We start from the raw sequence: 25,172 nt of genomic DNA, 5'->3' as shown, positions 1-25,172 counted from the left end.
TTGTTTGCATCTTTACATGAGTGCCTTATATAGTGTCAGGATCTATGCCCATAGCCCGTAGCCTTTCTGCTAGAATTTGTGCGCGTTGTTCAGCTTGGGAGGCGCGTTGTTCGGCTTGGGAAGCGCGTTCATCTCCAGTTGGTAGAATAGTTCCGTCTTGCTGACACCAGCGTAACCAACTATCGTGTCTACTTTCAAATTCACCTTCCCATAAAGTTATACCTAAACCAACTTGTTCAAGCCAAGTTTCTTGACTTTCAAAGTAACGTCTTCCTCTCAATTCATAAACGCGTACTACTTTTTCTCCTAATTGTTGATTTGGGTCATATATGATGTAGTAACTAGCCCGCATATGTTCATAAATTTGTAGCTTTTTACCTAGTTCATCACCTTCTTTATTAGAGACAATTTCAATTACGACTTCTGGAGGTTTGCCAAAACGCCAAACCATATAACAACGATTTTGTTTTTCCCACCAATTTTCAGGCACTTGCACATCCAAGCTGAGAAAGATATCGGGTACAATTGCTGGTTGACCGTCTGTATGGTAAATGCCAACATTCGCTGCTGCTAAAAAAGTATGTTGCTGTGCAGAACTGTAAAGAGAGCCAACTAAGAGACGTTGTTGTTTTTCTGAAGCAAAATTATCCACAGGTGTATCATCTTCAGTGACTAACTGGTTGGCATCTGGCACATAGTAATCATCATTATTGATTAGAAGTTGCTCAACCATGATTTTATCTAGTGTTAAAAGTGTTATTTCTAGCTTAGTTTATTGAGGATAAGAGAGTATTTAGCAGCAAGGATGCTGTTAGAGGATAAATTGTGCCAAAATCTACACAAAGGGGCATCTAGCATCAGCATCATGATTGGATATATACTGCGACAGCGTTACAAAATTGTAGATAAATTAGGATCAGGTGGGTTTGGAGAAACGTATTTGGCTGAATACCCACAGGATCTACCAGTCATACCTAAGTATAAATGTGTTATCAAACGGTTGATAAGACCCTCAACGCCAGACCTAGACACAGAGCAAAGATTTAAGAAGGAAGCGGCAATTCTATTTAAATTGGGTAAAGAACATCCACAAATTCCTGAACTGTATGACTTTTTTGAGGAAAATAGAGAATTTTATCTTGTCCAGGAATTCATTGAAGGCCATGACCTGAGTAACGAAATCATTTCAGGAAAACCGTGGAGTGAAGCTGATGTAATTCAACTTTTACAAGAAATTTTGGAGGTGCTAGCTTTTGTCCATCAACATAATGTAATTCACCGAGATATTAAGCCATTAAATTTGATGCGACGATATTTTGATAATAAGCTTGTTCTCATTGACTTTGGAGCAATCAAAGAAATAAGCACACCCAAAGTCAATATTCAAGGACAAATCAGCAGCACAATAACCATTGGTACTCGTGACTATATGCCAAGTGAGCAATGGGAAGGGCATCCTCAGCTTTGCAGTGATGTATATGCTTTAGGAATGACAGCAATCCAAGCTTTGACTGGATTAACGCCACAACAACTACCAAAATTTGAGACTTTAGAATTAAGGTGGCGTGATTATGCTCAAATTAACGATGGACTAGCGAATTTTTTAACAAAAATGGTGCAACGTGATTTCCGCCAGCGATACAAAAATGCAGACGAGGCATTGCAAGCTTTACAACTGGCTTTATTCAATTCACAATCATCTGTTACCTCAGTAAAAATGCAAGCTCTCAAGCTAGCTCAACTAAGACTAGAATCGCCTATCTTTTCACAAAAATTTCAAGTTTCAAACCTAGCTCAACTAGGTTTACAATTAGCTGTTGCCTCACCAAAGTTGGTCAAAATTGGTGACAAGTACGGTTATGTTGACCAGACAGGGAAGTTAGTTATTCAAGCACTGTTTGACATGGCTCGCGAATTTTCCGAAGGACGGGCAGCAGTTAATATTGATAGAAGGGAGAGCTTATTCGGTGGTGAAAGTGTTGGCAAGTGGGGGTATATTGACGAAAAGGGTTCTTGGGTAATTAAGCCTATGTTTAAGATGGCTTATTCTTTTAGGAATGGGCAAGCAAAAGTCGAAATTGGTGGGCAAGAGCGGATTATCGACAAAAGAGGTATGTTTATTGATTAGTAGTTTGTCAAGCTTTAAGCAGTAATTTGCATAATTATGATTATCATTTCTTGATATCTCTTAAATGCATATCCTCAATTAATAAATACAAGTGATGCGATCGCCTTCCATGCACCCATCCAAATTATTAGTCAAGATAAATACGATCGCACTTACTCTACATCAAATGTGGTCGCTTTTTACTTACTCTTGGCTGCTATTCTTGCAACAATGGTAATTACAGCCATATCAACCAGGCTTAAACATCTACCTTTAACTGTAAAACCTATGCTTACCCAAGATAAAAAACAACGTAACTGGAAGCCCATTATCAAAGCATTTGAGGCTGTACTTGGCAAAAATGGTGTGGTGCAACGCCGTGAGGAACTTATTACTTATGAATGCGATGGTTTAACCGGCTATCGTCAACCTCCGGGTGTGGTGGTTTTACCGAGAACTACAGAACAAGTTGCCGAAGTTGTGAAAATATGTAACCAATACTCTATCCCGTTCATAGCACGCGGTTCTGGTACAGGTTTATCTGGCGGCGCTTTGCCTTTAGAAGATTCAGTTTTAATTGTCACTTCTTTAATGCGGCAAATCCTTAGCATTGATTTGGAAAATCAACGCACAGTTGTGCAACCAGGGGTGATTAATAGTTGGGTAACACAAGCCGTTAGTGGTGCAGGTTTTTACTATGCTCCTGACCCTTCGAGTCAAATTATTTGCTCTATTGGCGGAAATATTGCAGAAAATTCTGGGGGAGTGCATTGTCTCAAATATGGTGTAACCACTAACCACGTTTTAGGATTAAAAATTGTCACGCCGTTAGGGGAAATTGTTGATTTAGGCGGACAAATTCCAGAAATGCCTGGTTATGATTTAACTGGTGTTTTTGTTGGTTCTGAAGGTACTTTAGGAATTGCTACAGAAATTACTTTACGAATTCTCAAAAGTGCAGAATCAATTTGTGTATTATTAGCAGATTTTACTAGTATTGAAGCTGCTGGGGCTACTGTTTCTGACATCATCAGCGCTGGAATAATTCCTGGCGGGATGGAAATGATGGATAATTTTAGTATCAACGCCGTTGAAGACGTTGTAGCAACTAATTGTTATCCCCGCGATGCTACTGCTATTTTGCTCATAGAAATTGACGGTTTAGAAGTAGAAGTTGCAGGCAATAAACAGCGAGTTACAGAAATTTGTAAAAAGAATGGTGCGCGTAATGTCACTTCTGCTAGCGACCCAGAAACGCGATTGAAATTATGGAAAGGACGTAAAGCTGCTTTTGCTGCTGCTGGGCATTTAAGCCCAGATTATTATGTGCAAGACGGTGTGATTCCCCGGACTCAGTTACCTTATGTGCTGCATGAAATTGAGATGTTAAGTCAACAATATGGTTACCGGGTTGCAAACGTATTTCACGCTGGTGATGGCAATCTTCATCCACTAATTCTTTATGATAATTCTGTGTCTGGAGCATTAGAAAAAGTCGAAGAAATGGGAGGTAAAATTCTCAAACTTTGCGTCCAAGTTGGTGGTAGTATTTCTGGCGAACATGGCATTGGTGCAGAGAAAAAGTGCTATATGCCAGAAATGTTTACCCAAGTTGATTTAGAAACTATGCAATGGATAAGGCAAGTTTTTAACCCTCAAGGTTTAGCAAATCCTGAAAAGATATTCCCGACACCACGAACTTGTGGCGAGGCCGCAAATGCATCGTCTATCAAGCAATTTGAAGGTGTGGAAAGATTTTAAGAAAACAGTGAGATAAAGAGTTTATAAAGTTCAGGGTTTTCACTGAATGTAAAAAGCCATATAAAAGTATAGCGTTGGGTGGCGATCGCCACCCAACGCATTTTGTTTATTAAGGTATCAAAAAGACGATTGAAAGACTTGTGTTTTCCCTGATGATATGAGTAGGATTATACGTAAGTAATTTGAACTATTGAATTTCCTACACAACACCATTGTGAATGGATCAATTGGATAGCTGGGCTTTGATGAAAATCTGGGCCAAGCTTCTATCCGTGCTTTCAAATTGCGGAGTTATAAACAATACGAAGATAAAGGATAACCGGATGCGTCTGAGAAAGCTAGTCAACTATGGGATTTTTGTGCTGGTAATTGTCATCAGCTGCGGTCTAACGACAGTTGCTCGTGGTTTTGACATCCCACCCCCACCTCAGAAAGTTGAGTTTGCCCAACGTACAAGCGATCTCATGCTCGCCACGTTGTTCGCCGCGCTGACGCAGGAGTTCAACGAAACCACGCCACAGAATGTAGAGGAGGGCAAGGACTCCATCTCGCTGATATTTAACGATAAGAATAAGGATATGCGGCTGGTGGGCACATTACAGCCACTCGAAGAAAGCGATCGCCCCCGCGACGCCTTCGAGCGTCAGGCACATTCGCTAGCGTTGGCAGGGGGACAGGCATACACATCCGTCGAACGTGTGGACGGCGATTGGTACTATCGACGCTCAATCCCTCTCAGCAATTTTAGGGCGGAGTGTGCGCTCTGTCACACCAATTTTGCACCTGGCCCCACGAATGACTGGGTGGGTGCGCTGATGCTCAGGGTGCCGATTGACAAATAAGCAACTGACAAAAAAATAAAATATGTAGGGGATAGGAGTCAGTGCTGGCGATCGCAACATTGACTTCTTTTTTTGTAGTAAATTTAACTATATCTGATTGCAGCTTTTAGGGAATTTAATCATCATTTATTCACATATTCCGGAGAATTATAATTTAATTTCGTAGTTATATATAATATTGCGATCGCATTCGATAACGCTGACAAATGAATCAGGTTGCACGCCGTTTTTTTTCTTACTTTTTGTGTTTGGGATTAGTAATCACCATAACAGTTTTTTCACACTCTTCAGGTCTAGTTTATTCTCAAAAAACAAGTCCTTTAAGTACAGAAATTCGCGGTGTTTGGCTGACTAATGTTGCTAGTGGTGTACTATTTGTACCTTGGGGAATTAATCGCGCTCTCAATCAATTATCAGCTCTCAACTTTAATACAATTTATCCTGTAGTTTGGAACCGAGGGCATACTTTCTATCAGAGTACTGTAGCTAAAATGACCACAGGCTCAGATACTCAACCTTTAGTCAAGTTTATGCATGGTGGACAAGATCTTTTAACAAAGATAGTCAGACTTGCCAAAAATAAAGATTTGAAAGTGATTCCCTGGTTTGAATATGGATTTATGACGCCGCATTATTCAGAATTAGCAAGGCGTTATCCTGACTGGTTGACAATTGGGCAAAAAGGTGTGAATTCTATTCAAGATACCCCACCAGAAGAAATCGACAATGGCTTAGTAAATAAGCAAGCATGGTTAAATCCTTTACATCCACAAGTGCAAGAATTTATCCAAGGGCTAATTGTGGAAGTAGTCAAAAATTACGATGTTGATGGTATTCAACTTGACGATCACTTTGGGATGCCTGTACAGTTTGGTTACGATCGCTTCACTATAGAACTTTATCAACAAGAACATCAAGGCAAAAATCCCCCAAACGATCCTTTCAATACAGAATGGATGCGCTGGCGAGCAGACAAAATTACTGATTTCATGGCAGAAATCTATCAAGCTGTTAAGGCAGCCAACCCAAAAGCTAAAATATCTTTGTCTCCCAACTACCAAGCTTTTGCCTATAAATACTATTTGCAAGACTGGGAAAATTGGGTAAAAAAAGGCTTAGTTGATGAGTTAATTTTGCAGGTATATCGAAGTGACAAAAACTCTTTTATCGCTCAACTCGAACAACCATCTGTAAAACTGGCTCAAACTTTAATTCCGGTTGGAATTGGTATATTATCTGGAACGGTGCATAATCCAGTAAAAATGCCCCAAATTAAAGCACAGGTGCAAGCAGTACGCGATCGCAATTTTGACGGGATCTCCTTTTTTTATTGGGAGAGTCTGTGGGGTTACATCGTACCCGAATCACCTCAACAGCGACGCAAAGCTTTTCTTGACATGTTTACAAAAGGGACTGGGGATTAGGGATTGGGGACTGGGCATGGAGCATGGAGCATTGGGCATTGGGCATGGGGCATTGGGCACGGGGAAAGATTAAATTTATTCCTTTTCCCTTTTCCCTTTAACCTTTTCCCCTGCCTCAAGAGCCTCCCATCTCCCCAGTCCCCAATTCCCAGTTTCCTCGATGCCATTATTCAACTTTAATTTTCTCTGGACTTTAGCTACTTTTAGCGGTTTTTTGTTGAGTTTGTTGTTAATTGAAATTGGTGAAAAGCCTGATATTGGAGTATTAGAAGCTGCTATCGGCGGATTTGCGATCGCACTTTTTCAAGGTTTGCTTCTCAAGCAACCTCTAGTTTGTATCAGGTGGATTTTGTCAAGTCTTTTGGGTTGGAGTATCATCACTGCCATCGGTATTGGTGGCTTGGGTTGGTTTGTATTTAGCACTCAATTTCTGCCTTTGAGAATTCTTTATGGGGTAATTTATGGAGGACTTGGCGGCTTAGGAATTGGTTTAACACAATGGTTAGCAATTTCCCAGCCCGCCTCTGTGATGTGGCGATGGATATTTGTCTCTTCGGCAAGTTGGGCAATTGCCATTCCTTTCGGTTCTGCTGTTGGGATTGTTTTACGCCGCTTGACTCACTTATTCTTAGGTGAAGTCATCGGATTAGCTATTACTTGGCTGCTGGTTGGTATGCTGACTGGAATCAATGCTCATAAATTGCGATCGTGAATCATGGATTGGGCATTGGGCATTGGGCATGGGGCATGGGGAATAGTGGATGAGTCTTTGATATTTAACAACGAATGTTTTATGGCCGCCTACGAACCTTTGATATTCAACGACGAACCTTTGAACTCCACTCTTCTTCCCCAATGCCCAATGCCCTATGCCCCATTTAAAATATTAAGAATTATTAATTTAATTGATAAAACTTGATGATTGCACCTAAGGATATGCAACAATTCTGGAAAAACGGTTCAAAATCTAGTAATTTTGTCTCACCTGCAAATACATTTTCGCCTTCAAAAAGCAGGATTTGTTAAGCTGACTCCTATTAGCTTTCCCAAATTTCCGATCGCGAAGTAGAGAAAGATCCAAATTTCCACGAGCAACAGCTGACAACACTTTGCCTGAGGCGCGCAACTGCATCTACTACAACCACAACAACAAGAGAGCGCCGAGAAGAGTCAGTAATACCAGACAGGGACTCTCGCATGAATATAAATCCGACTGAATCAACTATACAACTGACACAATTACCGCCTCCTCAGGTTATCTTCGGCACAGAAGTAGATAAAACAAGTAGCAGCGAGCAGTTTCTACTGAGTATGTACGATTCTGTGCAGGCATCAATATTTGTGGTGGATGTGCTAGAGGACGGAGATTTTCGATATGTAGCACTCAATCCCACTCATGAGCGTTGGATAGGCATAACTTCAGACGATCTGCGGGGCAAAAAACCAGAGGATATTCTCTCGCCCATTGATGCTGCGAGGGTGCGTCAGCGTTACGCTGACTGTGTACTATTTGGCAAAACTATTTCTTACAAACAATGTTTGCAGTTCCAAGGTGTTCCAACTTGGTGGAGTACCACTTTGACTCCATTACGGGATGCAAACTCCAGAATTTATCGATTAATTGGTACTAGCAGTAATATTACTTCTATTAAGGAAGCAGAACAAGCAGTAGAACTCCAGGCACAACGGGAGCAACTCATAGAAGCGATCGCCTGTAGGATTCACCAATCTGTAGAATTAGAGACAATTCTCCATCAGACAACACAAGAGCTGCGGCAGTTTTTAAAGAGCGATCGCGTGCTCATTTATCGCTTTAGTGCTGATAGTAACGGAGTGGTGATTGCCGAATCAACTGTGGCTAATAGCGATCCCCTGTTAGGAAAAAACATCGCCGATCCCTGCTTTGGTAGCCAATATCAACAACAATATAATCAGGGTTACACTCAAGTTATTGAAGATATTCATACAGCGGGGTTACATCCTTGCCATATAGATTTCCTGGCATCTTTGCACGTGAGAGCAAATCTAGTAGTACCAATTTTTTTGAAGCAAGATGTGTGGGGACTATTAATTGCTCAGCATTGCCATCAGCCGCGTCAATGGCAAGAAATGGAAACTAACTTGCTCAAACAGCTGGCAACTCAAATCGGCATTGCTATTCAACAGTCAGAACTTCATCAGCAACTCAACGATTTCAAAGTCAAAATCGAGTTGCACAAACAAAAACACATCAATCAGTTGCAGCAAGTAAGAAACTTTCAAACCTTAGTGCGACAGATGACGGAGCAAATCCGCGATAGTGTCGATGAAACTCAGGTTTTGCAAACAGTTACCCAGGAATTAGTATACTTACTCAACCTTGACCGTTGCCAAATTGAACTTTATAACACCTGTCAAACCCAGGTACATATTACTTACGAGTACAGTACTAATTTACCCAAGTGTTTGGGATTGACCAAAGAAATTGCAGAGCGTCCCGAAGTTTATCAACCACTTTTGCAAAAACAACCTTTGCAATTTTTGGAAATTGTACCTGGATGGCAACCAAAATTGTTAGTTGTTGCTCAGATGGCTTGTCCAATTTTCGATACTCAAGGAATTTTGGGAAATATTTGGTTGACAAGACCAACACAAGAGTCCTTTGATGAATTTGAAGTTGGGCTAGTGCAGCAGATAGCAAATGAATGTGCGATCGCTATTCGCCAAGGGCAACTCTACCAAAAAACCCAGGCACAGGTAAAAGAATTAGAAAAACGCGAACGACTCAAAAATGAATTTCTCAGAACACTGTCCCAAGAACTGCGAACACCAATAACCAGCATCAGCCTTGCATCTCAAACCCTCGAAAGTGTGCTTGCACCAGAACAAATATTAGATATAGAAATAGTTCCGCAGCTTTTACAGATATTGCATAACGAATGTGCGCGAGAGAGCAAGTTAATTAACGACCTACTCACACTCACATCTTTAGAAGCCGAACCAAATCCCGCAACTTTGATTCCCATTGACTTACAAAGCTGGCTTCACCCCATCATTGAAACTTTTCGAGATGTTACCAACTGCCAGCGCCAGCAGTTAAACCTAAATATCGATCGCACACTCCCACTTTTAGAAACAGACATCACAGACCTAGAACGGATTATTACCGAACTGCTCAACCATGCCTGCAAATACACGCCGACAGGAGAATCCATCACAGTTTCGGCTGAACTCGTAGGCGACGCAGTACAACTTCAAATTACTAGTTCTGGAATCGAACTTACTAGCAACGAACTGTCACGAATTTTTGAGCCTTTCTATCACCTTTCCAAACACGATCCTTGGAAACATAGCGGCACCGGATTAGAATTGGCATTAGTGCAGAAAATGGTCAAACATTTAGGCGGGTCAATTTGTGTAGAAAGTGCAGCAGGCCAAACCACCTTTACCGTCCAATTTCCCCTTTAACGCGTTTTTTGGGCTGTTGCACTGGCAAAATGATGAGAAGTTTGCTAAGATAGTTATTTGTTTGGGTGACTAGCTCAACGGTAGAGCATCGGACTCTTAATCCGCTGGTTCTGAGTTCGAATCTCAGGTCACCCACTTTTTGAGTATTTTACTTTATCAAGAAAGGCAGAGGGCAGAAGGCAGGAGGCAGAAGGAATACTGTTTTCTGCCCTCTGCCCGTGACCAAAGGGAACAAGGGTTTAAGACAAGAACACCAAATTTCAAGAAAGGTGGCCTCAATTAAGTAATACTAATTCCAGAAAAAATGAAACAGATGCGTAGGTTGGGTTGAACGAAGTGAAACCCAACACATACAAGACTTTGAGGTGTTGGGTTACCCTTCGGGAAGCCGCCTCCGGCGTCTACGTTCCTCAACCCAACCTACATCTACATCAGATTTTTCGTGAAATGGTATAAGGTATTGAATCCACTTCTAAATTGAACCTTCTGCCTTCTCCCCTCTGCCTCCTGCCTTCTTTATCCCTATTTTGGGATTTAATATTACTTTATTACAGTAAATTAATTTTTACTTATATTTCTCCGTCTTCTACTGCGCCCAGTGCTTTGAGGGTAGCAATTTCGCCTCTAGTCAACCCTTTAATGCCTGTAATGTTCATGCGTTCATAAGGGCGATCGCTTTTTAAGGTTTTTAAACACTCACCAGTTTCAATATCCCAAATTTTAATTGTTTCATCTCCACTACCACTAATCAAGGTCACACCATCAGAACTGAAGGCAACTGAAAATACCCAAGCTGTATGTCCTTGTAGTGTTCTCAAACATTCTCCAGTTGGTACATCCCACAACTTGATAGTGTAATCTTCACTAGCTGTGGCAAGTTTTAGCCCATCAGCGCTAAAAGCTACTTCCTGCACGATATTCGAGTGTCCTTGCAAAATTTTTAAACACTTACCTGTGTTCACATCCCATAACCTGACTGTGCAGTCAGAACTCCCGCTAGCAAGAATTTTACCGCCAGGATGGAAGTTAATCGAGCGAACTGTAGCAGTATGCCCTTCGAGAATTTTGAAGCATTCACCTGTATTGATATCCCATAACTTGACGGTAAATTCAGAACTCCCGCTAGCCAATGTTCCATCAACGGGATTAAATGCAACTGAATGTACTGTCCCTTTGTCTAAATTAAAAGTTTTTAGACATTTACCTGTTTCAGATGACCATAACTTCAATTGTTGGTCAATACCACCACTAGCTAATAGCTTTCCATCAGGACTAAAAACAACTGAGAACACGCAGTGCGTATGTCCGTGTAAAGTTGTTAAGCATTCACCAGTATTGATATCCCATAATCTTACTTTTGTGTCAGCACCACTACTGGCAACAATCTGACCGCAGGGACTAAATGCAACTGAAAATACCCAACTAGTATGTACTTGTAAGGTTTTTAAAGATTTACCTGTGTTTGTATCCCAGATGATTGTTGCATCATTTCCGCCGCTAACAATAGTTTTACCAGATGCATTCAATGCTACTGAACTTATCCAATTGGTATGACCCTGCACAGTTTTTAAGCATTCACAGGTATTGATATCCCATATCTTGACGGTTTTATCATAGCTACCAGTAGCAAAGGTTTGACCAGATGGGTTAAAGGCTACTGAACGTACTACATTCGTGTGTTCTTGGATAACACTTAAGCATTCTCCAGTTTGAACATCCCAGAGTCGTACTGTTCGATCGCCACTAGCACTAGCAATTATGCGATCGAAACAACCAAACACAACTGACATTACAGTGTCAGTATGACCTTGGAGAATCTTTAGGCATTTTCCTGTTTTAATATTCCAAAAGCGTATTGTACAGTCACTACCACTACTGGCTATAATTTCGCCAGTAGAATTTAAAGCAATTGAGCGTATCTTATTCGTGTGACCCTCAAGAATTTTCAAGCATTCTCCACTGTTAATATCCCAGATTCGGATTGTTTTGTCTGCACTACCACTAACCAACATCATGCCAGAAGGGTGAAAGGCGACTGAACGTATATGATCGGTATGTCCATGAAAACCTGTCAGGGATTCTCCAGTATCAACATCCCAAAGCCTGATTATATTTTCATTACCGCTACTAGCAAGTAATTTACCACAGGGACTAAAAGCAATTGCACGTATTCCCGAAGTGTGACCTTGCAAAGTCTTCAGACATTCTCCTGTCTGAATAGACCATAGTTTTATTGTGCGATCGTAACTACCACTGGCAAGTATTTGACTAGAAGGACTAAAGGCGACTGAAGGTACTGTACTATTATGTCCTTTGCAAGTTAAAACTTCTTTACCTATTGCCGTTTCCCATAAGCGAACTACGCCATTACCATCACCTGTAGCTAGTAGTTTTCCATCTAGACTGAATGCAACTGAAAAGACTGCGCCTAAAGCTTGGGTAAAAGCACAATTGGCTAAATTTGCTTGAGCAAAATTCACACTCTGCAAACTAGCATTACTAAAATCTGTGCCTTTAATCAAAGTACCACTTAAATCTCTTCCCTCCAACGCAGCCTTATGGACTTTTAGGGCTAGTGTTGCCGCATTTCCGCCAACATAGGCTACCTCATCCTCACTTTTACCCCGCGTTACCTCGATCGCACTAATTAGAGACTCACTATTATTCAACATCGGCACAAACAAATCCATCACTGCTTTCGTGAGTGGCGCTTTGCCAAAAGTCTCCCTCAACTTGTCCAAAGACTCACTTGTAAATTTGTTTAGCGGTGCGTTCGCCCCACTACTGGGCGAAAAATAACCAGACCAAGTATAATCAACAGGTGCAAGACTTTTATCTATAAGCGATCGCGCTTTTGCCAATTCCGTAAAATCACCAGCTAAAGCCCCCAACTCTGCTGCAAATTTATACGCTACAAAAAACTCTAACAGCGACCTATGTGCCGGAGTGTAATCACCATCAGCATTGCGGACAAGCATTGTCTGGGCCATCATGTCGTAATGCCAGTGGTCTAAATCCTTTTCTGCTTGGACAATAGAACCAAATAAGTTGCGAATGCGTTCTGGGAACAACCGATAATTCAGGCTCATTTGGTCAGTAGAAAGCATTTCCCAAGAAAGTTCGCATAAAAAGTAGAGTTTATCTGCCAAAGAAGTAAAAGTACGCTCTGCTTTGATGTCTCGCTCCATCTTGCGCTGCACAGCATAGAGATAAACTCGTGACATATCCACAGGTTTACCTGCTTCAATATCTGGTAATGCTTCTAAAATTAAGTCCGTCATCACTGGACGACGGGCCAAATCTAATAACTGCGGGTTGACCATCACTTGCTCAACTGTGGCAGGTTCAGCTTGGTATAACAACACCTGCCGAATTTGGTCGTCGTTAAATTTTTCCAGTTCTAAAACTTCAAATTGTGGTGTTTCTCCAGTTAATTTATTAGTGGAAGCTTGCAATTCTGCATTCAGTAAAGCTCGTCCTTCTTTGGCCTCTGGGAAATGCTCAGTACGACAGGTGAGGATAACTTTAGAACCAGGAACTACTACCTTTGCTAGTTCCCAGAAGTTATTAATCATTTGTTGGCGGTCTACTTTTGCTGCCATTTCGTCAAAGCCATCAAAAATTAGCAGCAATTTACCCATACGATTGAGTTGGTCAAAAACTTCGTTGTTGATGCGGATGTTGTGTTGGGTAAAAAAGAAACCTGCCAAAACATTCTCAACATTTAATGCTCTAGCAAAGTCCCGCAAGGTGATTACTAAAGGAAGGCGGGGACGTTCGACACCACGTCTTTGAGCATCGCGGTAACGTTGCAATGCAGTCCAAGCATAGTGAAAGACAAACCAAGTTTTACCTGTGCCAAATTCTCCCAAAATAGAAATATGCTCTTTGGCGGGGTCATCAAGCCACAGGTCGATGTAGCCATCAATCCAGCCGTCTTCTTCCTCATAATGACTGACTGCTATCCGTCGCTTGGTAATTGGATCGATTTCTTCTTTTGTACAAGCAAGCGGTACATATTTAGTGTCAATTTTTCGACGTTTGATTTCTGCTTCCAGCCAGTCGAGATAGCCATTAAAGTCTGCATCTAAGTCAATTAGTTCGTCAAAAGTGAAACAATCAAGGCGATGATTTTCTTGTTTCTTGACTTCATCTCTTGCAGCGCGGGAAATCCGGCGGGTAGTTACTAACCAGCCTTCATCTGTTTTTTGTGCTTCAACTGACTGACGCAAGGCCATCACATCACTCAGTCCCACTTCTTTTGCAACACCACGTACAACAATCCGGTCATAACTGCGACGTACTGGGATGTTGATAATCCATTCAAAATATTCTTCTGCCCAGATTTCATATTTTTCCAGGCGGTAGCCCAAGGTATCAAACCATCCTCGCATCTGCTGAGCTAAGGCGATCGCTCTACATTTATTTTCAGTTACAGTTCCCGTTAGTGCGGGATAATTTTCTGCCGCCAACCGTGCTATTTCTGTGCGAATTCCTTCCAGTGTGGGCAATCTTTCTAGCTGTTCTTGGATACTCCCAATCCTTTTGTGTAGAGAACCAATTTGCTGGCTCATCAACACATCAGCAGGTGTGCGACTACGTTTGGCAACTTCAATAAATACAGTGGCAAATGCAGCTACCTCTCTTCTGACATCAATTTCTAAGCTTCTGATTTCATCACCCAATGTATAAGCATCAAGAAAAACATCAACTTCAGAAAGCAGAATTGAAGGATTATTGTGATCTAATGCTGTGCGAAAAGCTTGTTTAATTGTTTCTTGTCGGAATAATTCCAGAAATGGTTTTGGTTTACCAACTCCATATTCTACTAAAGCATAAACGTAAACACCGCTAAAATCAGCAGGTGGATGTTCTGGATCGAGGTTAAATTGCTGGAGTAACTTAATTACTGTCTCATTACGCTGAATTTTTTCTTTAATCAAAGGATTACCAATGCCAGTAATTGCGTTGATGACTAAATCAATTAAGTTCATGATGATACTCAAAAACCCAGAGTTATCTTGCTAATTAGCGATTAATGATTATTAGAAAGCATAACCCATCTTTTCGAGTTTTATTTTATACTTTCTCAAGCATTAGCAATTCTCAAGTTTTAAAATTTATTAACAGCGATCGCTCTCACAAAAATATATCAGATAAACCTCTATCTACACACTATTACTGGCAGATACTTGAGAGTTAGCTGGGAATAATAGCTCACAATTTTATTATTATAAATCGATGTTTAATCGCTCAGACTAAGAATGTTAACAAAATTGATTGGTAGAACTTAGCTTGGCACGTTTTTGCTGGTACATCAATTCATCTGCCTGGAATATAAGTTTTTCCAATGAAAAATCTTCATTTAGAAAACACTGTTTCACTCCAACACTGATTGATAAGTGATAACTTCTACCTCGATTGTGATTGAAGAAATCAACGTTCCGTTGTAGGCGAGCAGAAACTGTATTAGTACAATCTGAAGATTCAGGCATGAATACAACGAACTCATCACCTCCCAATCGGGCAATGATGTCAGAATCTCGATAGGTTTGTTTTAGTAGTTCTGCTGTATCAACAATTACACGATCGCCAACTTCGTGCCCAAATGTATCATTGATTTGCTTCAATCCATCGATATCTATAAATAACAGACAACAGGGCTTTTGTCGTCGATGAGCAAGTTTTAATTGCTGCTGTGTAAGTAGAAAAAAGCCTCGTCGATTGTACAGTCCAGTTAATTCATCTGTTAGAGATAAGCGCCTAACTTCTGCCTCAACTTTTTGACACTCCTCTATTTCTTTTTCTAGTGTAGCAGTGCGATTGCGGACTCTTTGTTCTAGTTCACTATAAATCTGCACATTTTCCATGGCCACAGCTGTTGTGTCTGCCAATGCCTGTAAAAGCTTGACTTGTTCTAGCGTTGGCTGATGTAACTTAGCCCAATATGTTCCAATTGCACCGATGGGGTTACACATCCTGATGGGCACCATTGCCAAACTTTTGACAAAAGTTGGTTGGTAAGCTGCAAATGGAATTCGTTCGTCTCCATAAATATCGCTAATCACAACAGGCTGACAGTTCCGCATCGTATAACCACCAATGCAAATGCTCATAGGGAAACGTTGCCCTTTCCATAATGGAGCGATCGCATCTTCATCTGCGTAAAAACATTGATCTCCATCTCGTAGGACAAAAGTAGCTCCATCTGCTCCAGTCAACTCACGTGCAGACTTTCGCACAATCGCCATGATTTCCTCTAGCGTCCGTGCTAATGACAATACTCGAACAACCTCAATTAAATGCTCCATTGCCTGGACATAAGATATTTCAGTTTTGAGACTATTGGAATCAGAAGTGATGGCAGATGAAGCAGAGTTTTGAAGATCCATGCGCTGACACCCAGAAAGCAATATCAAAAATCAGTTGAGGCCGCAATTTAGAGCAAATTTGCCCATTTTACTCAGCTTTTTATATGTTTTGAATATAAATGTTACATATCTATAAAAATCTATCCTTAGATAGATGTAAAGCTGTATTGATATATTAAAAAAAGCCAGCTTGCCTAAAATTAATCAGACGTGAATTCGGCAGACCTCACCCACCCAGCCTCCCTCTCCTACCAGGCTACGGTGTACACACAAGTTGTTCAGGGCACGGCACTGCCCATTGGTGTCAACTTAAGCCTGGGCGAATGGAATTCGCGGCTACACAGGCAAAGTCCGCCTATCGCGCTTGCGCTGCGCTTGGCGCACCACGCGGACTAACGGAAAATTAAGGCTTTTGAAACCTGCGTAGGCAGGTTTTGTTTGTGTAGACGCGGTTTCTAACCGCCCGTTTCGCGTTAAGTTGACTGCCGTGCCCCTACCAGACATCTCTATCTGTATCAAGGTTTTCGTGAAATCGTATTAGACATTGACAACAAATACCAAACATAGATGATTAAAAAACCACATCTTTTGTAGGGGCACAGCACTGCTGTGCCCTTGATTGAAGACGAACCACTCCCCTCTCTCCCCTCTCTTTCAAGGCTACGGTGTACACACAAGTATTAAAATTCCCCCTAGTACTTGGTTTGGTCATCTAGCAATAGGATTGTGCGATCGCTCTGGAAGCCTGTCCGCAGCAAGGAGGAACGACGTTCCCGAAAGGTGGCAATCGCTTTAACCACGGGATTATGTTATTGAGCTATGTTGTACTAATTTGATGCTCCTACTGGCTCTCTGACTTGCGATTTCACGGCTTCAACAATGGCATCGGCATCAATTTTGGCAGCATGAAGCAGTTCTTCTGGAGTGCCGGAACCTGGCATATCAGTGACTGCCAACTTAATTAGTCGCACTTGGGATTCATTGTAAGTAGGATGATTACTAGTAGCCGCAAAAACATCTAGCACTGCTGCGCCTAATCCGCCTTCAGGCCAATGGTCTTCAACAACGACTAAATTACCCTTGGTATCGCGTGCAGCTTGATGAAGTGTACTGACATCAATGGGTTTAACAGAGTAGGCATCGATGACGCGCACCGTAATACCCTCGTTTTTCAGACGATCGTAAGCCTTCAGAGCCTCGTGTAAAGTAATGCCAGCGGCAATTATAGCGGCTCGATCTCTGTCTGAACTACGGACTACTTTACTACCACCAATGGGAAAATCTTCATCAGAACCATAAATTACAGGTGTGCTTTCCCTGGTGGTGCGGAGGTAGACAATGCCATTGCGATCGCTCATTTGCGCCACTAATTTAGCAGTCTGGTTAGCATCGCTGGGATACAGTACAGTACTACTCCATACTGCCCGGAAAGCTGCTAGATCCTCCAGCGCCATTTGTGAAGGGCCATCCTGACCAATGGATACCCCAGCATGGGAACCTACTAATTTAATGTTGGCGCGAGAGACAGCCGCCATCCGCACAAAATCGTAAGCTCGACTCAAGAAAGCTGCGAAACTCGATGCAAAGGGTTTGTATTTTCGCACCTGCAAACCCACCGCCGCTGCAACCATTTGTTGTTCGGCAATATACATTTCAAAGTAGCGCTCAGGATAAGCTTCAGCAAAATCTTCAGCATACGTGGAATTACTGACCTCGGCATCAAGTACGACTACATTTGGTTGAGCGGCTCCCAATGCTACTAAAGCATCGCCATACGCTCGACGTGTTGCGACCTTGGTATCTTTGTTATAGGTGGGAAGTTGCAGCGGTTGAGGGTTCGCTGTTAGAACTGGTTGGCCTTCTTCTTCGGGCTTGTTGACTTGAATTTTGATGTGGCGTTCACCACCCAACTCGGCGATCGCTTCTTTTTCGGCATCGGGTTTGAGTGCTTTACCGTGCCAACCGCCTAAATCTTCCAAGGAGGCTACACCTTTGCCTTTCTTGGTACGAGCAATAATTACAGTGGGGCGATCGTTGATACTCAAAGCAGCGCTAAAAGCTTGGTCAATCTCCGTCAAATCGTGACCATCAATTTCAATTGCTTGCCAGCCAAAAGCTGTAGCGCGTGCAGCATAGGCTTGTGTGTTCCAGCCTAATTCAGTCTGACCCCGCTGTCCTAGACGATTGACATCGATAATAGCGATCAGATTGTCTAGGCTGTAGTGTGAAGCGCGATCGAAAGCCTCCCAGACAGACCCCTCAGCTGTTTCGCTATCACCCAGCAACACCCAAATGTGGTATGGTAACTGGTCTAAATATTTACCTGCTAAAGCCAACCCTACACCAATTGGCAATCCTTGTCCCAATGAGCCAGTGGCCACATCAACCCAAGGTAAAACCGGTGTTGGATGACCTTCTAAGCGGCTGCCCAATTGCCGCAATGACATTAACTCCTCATCAGTAATTACCCCCGCAGCTTTATACATGGCATACAGTAACGGTGCGGCATGTCCTTTAGAGAGAATCAAGCGATCGTTATTAGGATTATCTGGATTCTCAAAATCGTAGCCCAGATATTTAGAAAGTAAAACCGCCATCAGATCGGCTGGTGACATGGACGACGTAGGGTGACCTGAACCAGCAACAGTTGTAGCGCGAATGCTATCTACACGCAACTGTTGTGCTAATTCATGCCATTGGTGTAGTTGCTCCTGTATGGCCATAGTGGTATTCCTATATTAAAATTAAGGGTATGTAGCGAATTCTTATATCTAATCACTTGTATTTTGGCGAAATACAAGTTTCAAACTCGCTCAAAATTGTAGATATCGATTTCTAGAATCAGGTAATGGTTAAATCCCTAATGTGTAAGCATTCTCAATTGGTAATTAGAGGATTTTTATTGAAGAATAGTGTCTTTTTCAGTTAAAAGCAGACACAAATCTAATAATATTGTTGGAGATTTATTTTACTCTCCCTGGGTTTACTTTAGAAAGTAGTAACTGCTATAACTTCTTTCTAATGGAGTAACTGACTTTATTTCTTAGGGTATATAATATAAATTAAAATAGATAAAGTATTGTATTTTTAAATGAATTAAAAATTCTCTAGATTTTAAATGAGAGAAAAAAATTGTCTTGATGAACAGTATTTAATCGGTATCAGCTATTTTCTATATTTTTAATCTTCTATTGAGGTAAGATAGCTAGGTGTACTGCCTCTCGTAGAGAAGGCGTACTTTGCGGTAGCCTGCGGCAAGCCGCTTTGGGTCTACGTTTAATATTCTGTGCATCTTCATAAAGAATTGGTACAAGCTGTATTGCATTTAACTTGAGCATTTTTGGTGTTGGCTGTTGACTCTTAAACTTTAACAGTCAACAGCATGAGTTCCTGTGCAATTTAAAAGCGTAATACCTTACTAACTGTTAGTTGATGATACTTATTTTTCTGCTACCGTCACCGCTTCATTTTGCTCAAACTTAAGGAAAAATTTCTGAGATATCCAGTCAGTAGCGATGTGAGATAGTAATCCCAAAGGGCCAGCAAAAAAACACAAAGCTAGGGAATGAATTGTCCAAATACCTGTTTTTTGACCTTCTAAGTATATCCAGCGACCAACAAACAAATCCATTACTAAATAATGAACCCAACCCGTTGCAGCAACTTTTTCATCTGCAAAAAGTCGGGCAACATTAGCTAATTCCAGATTCGAGAAATCTTGGGCGTTTTCTGGCGTAACGCTGTTGACGAACAAATACAAATATACTCCAGCTAACAGCACAAAAGGCAGATATGATGCCATTATTCGCTGTGTTACTTTCCAATTCGGCAATAAAATCATCAAAGCCCAAAAAGGCAAAACGAAAAGATTCGCAATGTTAAATATTTGAGAAATTGTCATAGTTTTCTAAAGTGGGGAATGGGGAATGGGGCATGGGGCAAGCAGGAAGTGTGGGAGGTGTGGGAGGTGTGGGAGGTGTGGGAGGTGTGGGAGGTGTGGGAGGTGTGGGAGGTGTGGGAGGTGTGGGAGGTGTGGGAGGTGTAGGAAGAGATGGGGGCATAAATTCTCTTTCTCCCCACACTCGGCCATTTCCCCACACTCCCCCATCCCCCCATACCCAATGCCCAGTGCCCCATGCCCAATTAATTTATAAAGCTACAAGTTGGGATTCGATTTCTGAGGATTTTAAATCACGACCGATGAAAACTAAGCGGGTTTGTCTGGGTTCTTCGGGTTGCCAGGGGCGATCGTAAAATTTATCGAATCTGGTTCCCACACCTTGCATTACTAGGCGCATGGGTTTGTTTGGTACTGCGACAAAGCCTTTGATTCGATAAATTTCTTGTTCTTGTGCCAATGTTTGCAACTGCTGTTGCAGCTTTTCTGGGTCAAAGGCACGATCTAAAATTAAATTGGCTGAGGTAATTTCTTCATCGTGGTCGTGGTCTTCTTCGGTGTCGTGATGACTGGGGCGAGAATCTAGGTCGTCTTCGACTGCGGCCTGGAATCCTAATAATATAGATGCATCGAGTTGAGAGCGATCGCTTTCGACAATCTTCACTACTCTGGGCAACTCTTGTTTAACCAATTCCTCGACTCTGGCTTTCGTCTCGTCGTCTACCAAGTCAGTTTTATTCAAGACCACTAAGTCTGCACAAGCAAGTTGGTCTTCAAACAGTTCTTGCAAAGGCGTTTCGTGTTCTATACTATCATCAGCTTGTCGTTGGGCTGCGATCGCCTGGGGATCGCTGGCAAATGTCCCTGCTGCTACAGCCGCACAATCAACCACAGTAATCACAGCATCCACCGTGGCTGCATTGCGAATTTCCTGCCAGCGAAAAGCTTTCACCAGTGGTTTTGGTAACGCCAAACCAGAAGTTTCAATCAAAATACAATCAATGCTATCTCGCCGCTTAATTAGCTCTTGCATCGTCGGGTAAAACTCTTCCTGAACGGTACAGCATAAGCAGCCGTTGGTTAATTCAAAAATATTGCTCTCACCTTCACCATCCTCAGGGCAAATTTGACAAGATTTCAACAGTTCGCCATCAATACCGAGTTCGCCAAATTCATTGACTAAAACCGCAATACGGCGTCCTTGGTTGTTTTGTAGCAGGTGGCGAATTAGACTAGTTTTTCCACTACCTAAAAAGCCTGTAATTACTGTCACCGGAATTTTTGCAGCCATATTTTGCCTGATGTCTTCAATATCACAAGTTTTGTTGTTTATTAACTTAGATACTGAAATTATCTTGAGTTTAAATATTGACTCAGTTATTTTAAACTGAAATTCAAGAGTAAGACGCTGCAACTCAAAAATAGGTATTGAGGATTGGGTATGCCCTATGCCCTATGCCCTATGCCCTATGCCCCATACCCAATTCTCTTTTTCAAGAATGATTCTCTATTTTGTGGCATAACTTTAGTGAATGCGGGCGATATGTACATAGCAGCGTTGATAACCACAAACTGACTTATGAATAACTCCACCTATCAGCTAGAAGATTTCACATTAACATTGCCAATTCCCCAAATAGCTCGCATAACTGCCCAGCAATTTGCTCATGAGCAGCCAAATTCTCAAAAAGCAGAGCAAGTCCGGCTGAATACTCTAGCTGTATGGGTGGTAAATGACTATTTGCAAATGATGGATATTCCCACCAATCTCCAAGCTAGTGACAGCTGGAACCCCGTTATGCGGCTGTGCGGGGATGTAGCTGACTTAGAAGTGCCATCAGTTGGTCGTCTGGAGTGCCGCCCTGTTCATCAACACCAGCAGATATGTTCCATTCCTCCTGAAACTTGGGGAGAACGAGTGGGGTATTTAGTGGTTCAATTTGATGAATCGCTCCAAGAAGCCAAGCTACTGGGTTTTGTGCCTAGTGTAGCAACTGAAACACTACCTTTGAGACAACTGCAACCATTGGAAGCTTTTATCGACCATATGGCGCAACTGCGGGAATCTCCACTTGACCCACTAGTAAATTTAACTCAATGGTTTGCTGGTGTATTTGAGACGGGCTGGCAAACTGTTGAATCTTTGTGGAATCTACCAGAACTTAGACCAGGTTATGCTTTTCGCAGTACTGAAACTTTAGAACTAAATACTTCAAATTCACCAGAATCAATTACTAAACGTGCAAAGCTGATTGATTTGGGTATCCAAATTCTCAATCACCCTGTGATGTTGATTGTGGAAATTACCCCTTCAGAGGATCGACAAACCAGTATCCACCTTCAGTTGCACGCAACTGGTAGCCAAATCTACTTACCACCAGGAGTTCATCTTACCGTTCTAGATAGTTCGGGAGCAGTCTTTTTAGATGCTCAATCTAGAAAATCAGATAATTACATTCAGTTACAGTTTCGGGGCGAACCCAGAGAAGAATTTAGCGTTAGGGTAGCATTGAATGGTATTAGTATTACAGAACATTTCCGGATTTAAAGTATATACGTATCTTCCCTGTTTGTCGGTAATTTATAAGTAACTAATTGATTAATTAAAAATTCAAATCACCTTTTTGGGACTTTCAAAAAAGTTCTGTAGACGCTTGGTGAAGCTTTTCACCAGATATCAGAGGTTTGCGAGTTTGCACAGAAAGAGGGATACCGACGGTCATGGGTAAGTTAGTAGTTCTGAAATTCGGAGAGGGTAGTTTTGAGCAGGGGTTTGCTGTCACCCTCCAAATTGGTGAAGAACACGAGCGTGCTACTACAGAAGTCACGGGCAAATTACCTCCATTTCCCGAAATGCCGCTCTACTATAGTCATTGGCAGTCCAGTTATCGGCAGATAGGCAATCGTTATCGCCTCCATGCTGAGCAAGTGCAGGTGACAAATGTATCGATGATTCAAGACTGCGAAAACACTTCTCATATTTTGCGGGCACGTTTTAATACTTGGCTCAAAGCAGAGGAGTTTCGCTCTGTAAGAGAAAAATGGTTAGAAAGATTGTCTTCTAGAGAAGAAGTACGGGTAATTTTACAAACAGAAAATAGTCAATTACAGCTATTACCTTGGCATTTGTGGGACTTATTGGAACGCTATCCCAAGGCTGAAATCGCCCTCTCTTCACCAACTTACGATCGCGTTCACAAGTCACGCACTCCCAATCCTTTAGTCAAAATTTTGGCAATTGTTGGTAATAGTCAAGGAATTGACACCCAGGCAGATCGAGTTTTATTGCAACAGTGTAGCAACGCCGAAGTCAGTTTTATCGTGGAACCACAACGCAAGGAATTAACTGAGCATCTGTGGGGAAAAAACTGGGATATTCTCTTTTTTGCCGGACATAGTTCTAGTCAGGGAAATGGAGAAAGCGGACGAATTTACCTGAATAAAACTGATAGTCTCACCATTGGCGAGTTAAAGTATGCTCTGAGGAAAGCCATTGAAAATGGTTTGCAACTAGCTATATTCAATTCCTGCGATGGGTTGGGATTGGCGCGAGAATTAGCTGATTTGCAAATTCCTCAAATAATTGTCATGCGCGAGCCGGTTCCAGACCAGGTTGCTCAAGAATTTTTAAAGTATTTTCTCCAAGGCTTTGCTAGTGGAGAGTCTTTGTATCAATCAGTGCGCCAAGCGCGGGAACGCTTACAAGGACTTGAAGATCGATTTCCTTGCGCGACTTGGCTACCAATGATTTGCCAAAATCCAGCTCAGACGCCCCCCACTTGGGATGAATTAAGGTCTAGAGAAATTGAAGAGATGCCGAATTTATCTCCGTCCATGAAACGCAGATTTAGCATCACTTTGTTATCCAGTTTGGCAGTTACAGCCTTTGTGGTTGGGGCGAGGTTGGTGGGAGTCTTGGAAGCTACAGAGATTTCAGCCTTTGATGGGATGATGCGATCGCGTCCATCAGAAGGAATTGATCCCCGACTGCTAGTAATCACCATTGACGATGATGATTTGGCAACTCAAAGAAAAAATGGTGAGTCTTTAATTGGAGCTTCCATTTCGGAGAAATCTCTCAACAAACTTTTAGAAAAACTCAATCAATATCAACCCAGAGCGATCGGCTTAGATATCTACCGTGATTTTAATGCCAAACAACCAGATTTAATTACTCGTTTGCAAAAAACTCCAAACTTAATTGGCGTATGTAAAGGAAGCGATGGCACAGCCAATATCAGAGGTATTCAACCACCACCAGAAATTCCAAAAACAAATATCGGCTTTAGCGACTTTATTCATGACCGTGATGGAGTTATCCGTCGCCATCTTTTATTCATGAACCAAGAGCCGACATCATTGTGTTCTACTTCTTACTCCTTGAGTTTACAACTGGCTTCCCTGTATCTGCGACCTTCAGGAATTCGAGTTAAATTTACCCCCGAAGGAAATTTGCAGTTGGGTAAGACTGTTTTTCCAAATCTCAAGTCTCGTAGTGGTGCGTATCAAAATATTAATGCCGATGGCGGTCAAATCTTACTCAACTACCGTTCTCCAAAAGAAGTTGCTGAACAGGTGACACTAACAGAATTTTTATCTAGTCCAGTTAATCCCAATGCTGTCAAAGACCGGATTGTTTTGATTGGCGTCATATCAAGAGGAGATTCTCCAGATACCTGGCCAACACCCTACGGAATTCCCCTAGACGACCAAATGCCAGGAGTTTTGGTACAAGCACACATGGTCAGCCAAATTCTCAGCGCTGTTGAAGATGGGCGTCCATTGCTGCGGGTTTGGTCACTGTGGTTGGAAGTTGCTTGGATTTGGGGCTGGTCTGTGGTAGGGGGAGTCCTAGCTTGGCGAAACCTTTCACTTCGCTGGTTGGCGTTAGCAGTTGGTGTTACCTCTAGTGTTTTGTATGTAGCTTGCTTTGGTCTGTTAATTTGGGGTGCTTGGATACCTTTTGTACCCTCAGCTTTATCCTTACTAGCGACTGTTAGCTTGATGTCAATTTATAATTTTAAAACAATAATTCCTAGTGCAAATACTTAGAAATTGGGGCATGGGGAGATGGGGAGATGGGGGAGTGTGGGGAGTGTGGGGAGTGTGGGGAGAGAGGGGAGTGTGGGGAGAGAGGGGAGTGTGGGGAGAGAGGGGAGTGTGGGGAGAGAGGGGAGTGTGGGGAGTGTGGGGAGATGGGGAAAAAGAGAATTTATGCTTCCATTTCCTCCCACACCTCCCACACCTCCCACACCTCCCACACCTCCCACACCTCCCACACTTCCTGCTTGCCCAATGCCCCATGCCCATTTTTATAATTCG

The 25,172-nt window shown here is 42.2% G+C and carries 18 protein-coding genes and 1 tRNA gene; 11 read left to right on the top strand and 8 right to left on the bottom strand.

The features are described from left to right. Positions 1 to 25: 25 nt before the first annotated feature. Positions 26 to 733, bottom strand: a complete 708-nt coding sequence (locus tag H6H03_RS06400; protein WP_190954287.1) for a Uma2 family endonuclease — start codon at positions 731 to 733, stop codon at positions 26 to 28. 72 nt (positions 734 to 805) lie between these two features. Here H6H03_RS06400 and H6H03_RS06395 point away from each other — a divergent pair, with 72 nt between their 5' ends. The 8 genes from H6H03_RS06395 (at position 806) to H6H03_RS06360 (ending at position 9,716) form a co-directional block, all read left to right on the top strand. After that, entirely contained in the window at positions 806 to 2,128 is a 1,323-nt protein-coding gene (locus H6H03_RS06395; protein ID WP_190954286.1) for a protein kinase domain-containing protein, read from the top strand. Between the two features lie 267 nt (positions 2,129 to 2,395). Further along, entirely contained in the window at positions 2,396 to 3,868 is a 1,473-nt protein-coding gene (gene glcD / locus H6H03_RS06390; RefSeq protein WP_190954285.1) for a glycolate oxidase subunit GlcD, read from the top strand. A 218-nt stretch (positions 3,869 to 4,086) separates the two neighbouring features. Beyond that, positions 4,087 to 4,710: a hypothetical protein gene (locus tag H6H03_RS06385; RefSeq protein WP_242058056.1), complete on the top strand. Its 624-nt coding sequence runs from the start codon at positions 4,087 to 4,089 to the stop codon at positions 4,708 to 4,710. A gap of 206 nt (positions 4,711 to 4,916) precedes the next feature. Beyond that, on the top strand, positions 4,917 to 6,134 hold the full coding sequence (locus H6H03_RS06380; protein WP_190954284.1) for a glycoside hydrolase family 10 protein: 1,218 nt from the start codon (positions 4,917 to 4,919) through the stop codon (positions 6,132 to 6,134). A 160-nt stretch (positions 6,135 to 6,294) separates the two neighbouring features. Continuing rightward, complete coding sequence (locus H6H03_RS06375) at positions 6,295 to 6,846, top strand: hypothetical protein (protein WP_190954283.1); 552 nt, start codon at positions 6,295 to 6,297, stop codon at positions 6,844 to 6,846. A gap of 3 nt (positions 6,847 to 6,849) precedes the next feature. After that, positions 6,850 to 7,053: a hypothetical protein gene (locus tag H6H03_RS06370; protein WP_190954282.1), complete on the top strand. Its 204-nt coding sequence runs from the start codon at positions 6,850 to 6,852 to the stop codon at positions 7,051 to 7,053. Positions 7,054 to 7,331: 278 nt separating this feature from the next. Then, the gene (locus H6H03_RS06365) at positions 7,332 to 9,581 is read left to right on the top strand and encodes a sensor histidine kinase (protein WP_190954281.1); all 2,250 of its coding nucleotides are present in this window, start codon (positions 7,332 to 7,334) and stop codon (positions 9,579 to 9,581) included. Positions 9,582 to 9,644: 63 nt separating this feature from the next. Beyond that, positions 9,645 to 9,716 (top strand) — tRNA-Lys (locus H6H03_RS06360). A 434-nt stretch (positions 9,717 to 10,150) separates the two neighbouring features. On the opposite strand, the gene H6H03_RS06355 is transcribed toward H6H03_RS06360, so the two are convergent. The 5 genes from H6H03_RS06355 to H6H03_RS06335 all read right to left on the bottom strand — a co-directional run bounded on the left by H6H03_RS06355 (position 10,151) and on the right by H6H03_RS06335 (position 19,853). Continuing rightward, entirely contained in the window at positions 10,151 to 14,575 is a 4,425-nt protein-coding gene (locus H6H03_RS06355) for an NACHT and WD40 repeat domain-containing protein (protein ID WP_190954280.1), read from the bottom strand. Between the two features lie 273 nt (positions 14,576 to 14,848). Further along, positions 14,849 to 15,973 carry a sensor domain-containing diguanylate cyclase gene (locus H6H03_RS06350; RefSeq protein WP_190954279.1) on the bottom strand — a complete coding sequence of 375 codons (1,125 nt, stop codon included), beginning with the start codon at positions 15,971 to 15,973 and terminating at the stop codon, positions 14,849 to 14,851. 315 nt (positions 15,974 to 16,288) lie between these two features. Continuing rightward, positions 16,289 to 16,456 carry a hypothetical protein gene (locus H6H03_RS06345; protein WP_190954278.1) on the bottom strand — a complete coding sequence of 56 codons (168 nt, stop codon included), beginning with the start codon at positions 16,454 to 16,456 and terminating at the stop codon, positions 16,289 to 16,291. A gap of 323 nt (positions 16,457 to 16,779) precedes the next feature. Beyond that, positions 16,780 to 18,675, bottom strand: coding sequence for a transketolase (locus tag H6H03_RS06340; protein WP_190954277.1), 1,896 nt, complete (start codon positions 18,673 to 18,675; stop codon positions 16,780 to 16,782). 716 nt (positions 18,676 to 19,391) lie between these two features. Then, entirely contained in the window at positions 19,392 to 19,853 is a 462-nt protein-coding gene (locus H6H03_RS06335; RefSeq protein WP_190954276.1) for an ABA4-like family protein, read from the bottom strand. 32 nt (positions 19,854 to 19,885) lie between these two features. Between H6H03_RS06335 and H6H03_RS06330 the strand changes: the two genes are divergently transcribed. Beyond that, the gene (locus H6H03_RS06330; protein ID WP_190954275.1) at positions 19,886 to 20,206 is read left to right on the top strand and encodes a hypothetical protein; all 321 of its coding nucleotides are present in this window, start codon (positions 19,886 to 19,888) and stop codon (positions 20,204 to 20,206) included. Here H6H03_RS06330 and cobW read toward each other — a convergent pair. Beyond that, positions 20,101 to 21,141, bottom strand: coding sequence for a cobalamin biosynthesis protein CobW (gene cobW, locus H6H03_RS06325; RefSeq protein ID WP_190954274.1), 1,041 nt, complete (start codon positions 21,139 to 21,141; stop codon positions 20,101 to 20,103). The genes H6H03_RS06330 and cobW overlap by 106 nt on opposite strands. Positions 21,142 to 21,429: 288 nt before the next feature. Here cobW and H6H03_RS06320 point away from each other — a divergent pair, with 288 nt between their 5' ends. Both H6H03_RS06320 and H6H03_RS06315 read left to right on the top strand, forming a co-directional pair. After that, a complete protein-coding gene (locus H6H03_RS06320) occupies positions 21,430 to 22,398 on the top strand; it encodes a DUF1822 family protein (protein ID WP_190954273.1) in 969 nt (322 codons plus the stop codon). Between the two features lie 173 nt (positions 22,399 to 22,571). Further along, positions 22,572 to 24,902, top strand: a complete 2,331-nt coding sequence (locus H6H03_RS06315; protein WP_190954272.1) for a CHASE2 domain-containing protein — start codon at positions 22,572 to 22,574, stop codon at positions 24,900 to 24,902. On the opposite strand, the gene H6H03_RS40140 is transcribed toward H6H03_RS06315, so the two are convergent. Then, positions 24,899 to 25,129: a hypothetical protein gene (locus tag H6H03_RS40140; RefSeq protein WP_242057821.1), complete on the bottom strand. Its 231-nt coding sequence runs from the start codon at positions 25,127 to 25,129 to the stop codon at positions 24,899 to 24,901. The two genes, H6H03_RS06315 and H6H03_RS40140, sit on opposite strands and share 4 nt — an antisense overlap. Between the last annotated feature and the right edge of the window lie 43 nt (positions 25,130 to 25,172).

Origin of the sequence: Nostoc paludosum FACHB-159, assembly GCF_014698835.1 — a bacterium.
GTDB classification, from domain to species: Bacteria; Cyanobacteriota; Cyanobacteriia; order Cyanobacteriales; family Nostocaceae; genus Nostoc; species Nostoc paludosum.
This window is presented reverse-complemented; position numbering and strand designations above follow the sequence as displayed.

What these genes read in the sequence shown, in the direction of transcription:
- H6H03_RS06400 (WP_190954287.1), bottom strand. Translation starts at nt 733, where the DNA reads ATGGTTGAGCAACTTCTAATCAATAATGATGATTACTATGTGCCAGAT.
- H6H03_RS06395 (WP_190954286.1), top strand. Translation starts at nt 806, where the DNA reads ATGCTGTTAGAGGATAAATTGTGCCAAAATCTACACAAAGGGGCATCT.
- glcD (WP_190954285.1), top strand. Translation starts at nt 2,396, where the DNA reads ATGCTTACCCAAGATAAAAAACAACGTAACTGGAAGCCCATTATCAAA.
- H6H03_RS06385 (WP_242058056.1), top strand. Translation starts at nt 4,087, where the DNA reads ATGGATCAATTGGATAGCTGGGCTTTGATGAAAATCTGGGCCAAGCTT.
- H6H03_RS06380 (WP_190954284.1), top strand. Translation starts at nt 4,917, where the DNA reads ATGAATCAGGTTGCACGCCGTTTTTTTTCTTACTTTTTGTGTTTGGGA.
- H6H03_RS06375 (WP_190954283.1), top strand. Translation starts at nt 6,295, where the DNA reads ATGCCATTATTCAACTTTAATTTTCTCTGGACTTTAGCTACTTTTAGC.
- H6H03_RS06370 (WP_190954282.1), top strand. Translation starts at nt 6,850, where the DNA reads ATGGATTGGGCATTGGGCATTGGGCATGGGGCATGGGGAATAGTGGAT.
- H6H03_RS06365 (WP_190954281.1), top strand. Translation starts at nt 7,332, where the DNA reads ATGAATATAAATCCGACTGAATCAACTATACAACTGACACAATTACCG.
- H6H03_RS06355 (WP_190954280.1), bottom strand. Translation starts at nt 14,575, where the DNA reads ATGAACTTAATTGATTTAGTCATCAACGCAATTACTGGCATTGGTAAT.
- H6H03_RS06350 (WP_190954279.1), bottom strand. Translation starts at nt 15,973, where the DNA reads ATGGATCTTCAAAACTCTGCTTCATCTGCCATCACTTCTGATTCCAAT.
- H6H03_RS06345 (WP_190954278.1), bottom strand. Translation starts at nt 16,456, where the DNA reads ATGTCTGGTAGGGGCACGGCAGTCAACTTAACGCGAAACGGGCGGTTA.
- H6H03_RS06340 (WP_190954277.1), bottom strand. Translation starts at nt 18,675, where the DNA reads ATGGCCATACAGGAGCAACTACACCAATGGCATGAATTAGCACAACAG.
- H6H03_RS06335 (WP_190954276.1), bottom strand. Translation starts at nt 19,853, where the DNA reads ATGACAATTTCTCAAATATTTAACATTGCGAATCTTTTCGTTTTGCCT.
- H6H03_RS06330 (WP_190954275.1), top strand. Translation starts at nt 19,886, where the DNA reads ATGGGGCAAGCAGGAAGTGTGGGAGGTGTGGGAGGTGTGGGAGGTGTG.
- cobW (WP_190954274.1), bottom strand. Translation starts at nt 21,141, where the DNA reads ATGGCTGCAAAAATTCCGGTGACAGTAATTACAGGCTTTTTAGGTAGT.
- H6H03_RS06320 (WP_190954273.1), top strand. Translation starts at nt 21,430, where the DNA reads ATGAATAACTCCACCTATCAGCTAGAAGATTTCACATTAACATTGCCA.
- H6H03_RS06315 (WP_190954272.1), top strand. Translation starts at nt 22,572, where the DNA reads ATGGGTAAGTTAGTAGTTCTGAAATTCGGAGAGGGTAGTTTTGAGCAG.